General features: G+C 47.5%; 2 protein-coding genes. Both read right to left on the bottom strand.

Annotated features, from left to right (window positions below; genetic code table 11):
• Positions 1 to 385, bottom strand: a 385-nt coding sequence (locus R7E78_RS24840; RefSeq protein WP_025817978.1) for a thiol-disulfide oxidoreductase DCC family protein, incomplete at its 3' end; no start/stop codon positions are given.
• A 1-nt stretch (position 386) separates the two neighbouring features.
• The coding region (locus tag R7E78_RS24845; RefSeq protein WP_318058437.1) for a DUF4344 domain-containing metallopeptidase at positions 387 to 972 on the bottom strand (586 nt) is incomplete at its 5' end.

Below are 972 nucleotides of genomic sequence, written 5' to 3' on the forward strand. Positions count from 1 at the left end.
ACCGAGAGCAGCGGCTAGAATTACAACGAGAAGTACCCGTTAACCAATATGAGATGCGATACCTATTTTGGGCGAAGCGCAGATAAAGCCAGTCCGCAACAGGTCTGATGAGTGGCCAGCGCAGCGGTGCATACAACCAACCTCGTCCAACAAGCTGCCAAGCTCGGTAGGTCACATCCAGCCCGAGGAGTAAATTCCCTTGGTTGTCCAAGGCATGCAGAATGGTGTTGGCACGATCAGGGTCGATTTGCGGGTAGGCCGAAAAAGCGTCGCTGTAAATATCAACGGTGTTTATCTCTTGCTTATGATCGTGTTGGCGTAATGCCTTCATCTCTTTGGCGCACAGTGGGCAAGTGCCGTCGTAGAAAATAGTCAGTTTAGTCATATCAATTCGTCATTGCATTGGGGCTGCTTGATGGTTTCTCGCTGTTTTTACGTGTCGATGCTTCTTTGGGTTCATTGTGCTGCAGGTAGTGCTGCCAGTTAGTGCGAATGTTTTCGTAATTGTATTGGCAGAAGTCTTTGCGATCTCGAAGGTAGTCTTTTTCAACTTCGTCGAGTAACGATTTGTACTGTTCAGGATCGCTGCCATACACCAAGCACAAAGTGGAGAAGTAACGCTGCAGGTCAAAACTGTGTTCGTCAATGTACTCGCCGAAATCGTAATAGTCGGGTCTGTCATCGGACTCAAACGCAAACATGTCGGCGGCACTGATGGCCATATCGGCGCCATCGTCTAAATAGTCGATCAGTAAAATAGTGGCGAAATTGTCAACGGCATCTTCTTCTTTCCCCAACACAGGGATGCTTTGATCCTCGATGTACGCATGCCCAGCTTCATGCAGCAAAGTGTGTAATAAGGTATCTAATGCACCAGTCTTTGGCGATTTTCCGTAGCGATCTTCATATTGCGTGTTGGAGAAGTAATTGAGCGACTCCAAATAAAACGTATAAGGAATATGGATGGTGTGC

Source organism: Vibrio sp. YT-19(2023) (assembly GCF_033337395.1).